Source organism: Candidatus Poribacteria bacterium (assembly GCA_021295755.1).
In the GTDB taxonomy this organism is placed as follows: Bacteria; Poribacteria; WGA-4E; order WGA-4E; family PCPOR2b; genus PCPOR2b.
In genome coordinates this window covers 38,237-39,361 of record JAGWBT010000007.1, presented here as the reverse complement: position 1 = coordinate 39,361, position 1,125 = coordinate 38,237, and the positions used below count along the sequence as shown (strand labels likewise).

The following is a 1,125-nucleotide window of genomic DNA, read 5'->3' as shown; positions in this document are numbered from 1 at the left end:
GGTGTGAAGGACATCCTCATCGCCAACCAAGTTGTTGGACCGCAGAAGGTTGCCCGTTTGGTCAATTTACGGAAACATGCGGATGTCATGGTCGCTGTTGACTGTGAGGAGCATGTGGAAGCTATTGACCGTGCAGCCCGTGAGAAGGGCGTGCGTGTTCGCCTCGTCATTGAGATCAACACTGGGATGGATCGGGCTGGTGTGGATCCTGGAGAACCCGCTCTCGCTCTGGCTCGTAAGATCCATGGTAGGGAAGGCGTACAACTTGCGGGGCTCTTTACATGGGAATCTATCGCGCTCCGTATCGAAGATCCGGGGGAGAAAAAGCGGATGATCGACGATGCGCTGACCTCCGTTACAGACACCGCACAGAAATGCCGGAACGAAGGGATGCCCATCGACATCATCAGTTGTGGTGGAACAGGAACTTACTGGATCAGTGCTTTCCAGCCGGGTATCACAGAGATTCAGGCGGGCGGTGGAATCTTCTGTGACGTTATTTACCGTCATCAGTATGGTGTAGAACATCCGTACGCCCTTACAGTCCTTGCCACAGTTACCAGTCGTCCCGCTCCTACGCGGATTATCTGCGATGCCGGGAGAAAGACCATGAGTGTGGGCGCAGCAGATCCCGATCCTATTATAGATTCGGGCGTGGAATCAGTGGGGTTGTCGGCGGAACATGGGACGGTGAAACTCACTGAGTCGAGCGAAACGCCGCGTGTCGGAGACAAAATCGAGTTTGTTATCGGCTACTCAGATGTTACCGTCGCGCTACACGACGAAATCTACGGTATCCGCGATGGCGTTGTCGAAACGGTTTGGCCCCTTCTCGGACGTGGACGACTGCAATAGGAAAACCGTGAAGGATTTGGGTTGCATATTTGGAAGGATTTTATCAAAAAATCCTTTAGGTCTAAGCCCCAAACATTTATGTTTGGGATACAGATTGCTTTAGCAAGTTTTTCTGTTGACTTCAAATGTTGAAACTGTTCTAATTGTCTTTAGAGGTTGGGTATCCACTATCTATTAGCAGGGGTCAAATCCGCAATAGTTTAGCATATACCGACGGGTATTGGGATACCCATTAACCTCATCAAAGTTGCCCTTCGGGGCAGTGGGCGG

General features: G+C 51.3%; 1 protein-coding gene. It reads left to right on the top strand.

What is annotated here, in order from left to right; genetic code table 11:
• On the top strand, positions 1-855 hold an 855-nt coding region (locus tag J4G02_02090; GenBank protein MCE2393386.1), incomplete at its 5' end, for an alanine racemase.
• Positions 856-1,125 lie beyond the last annotated feature (270 nt).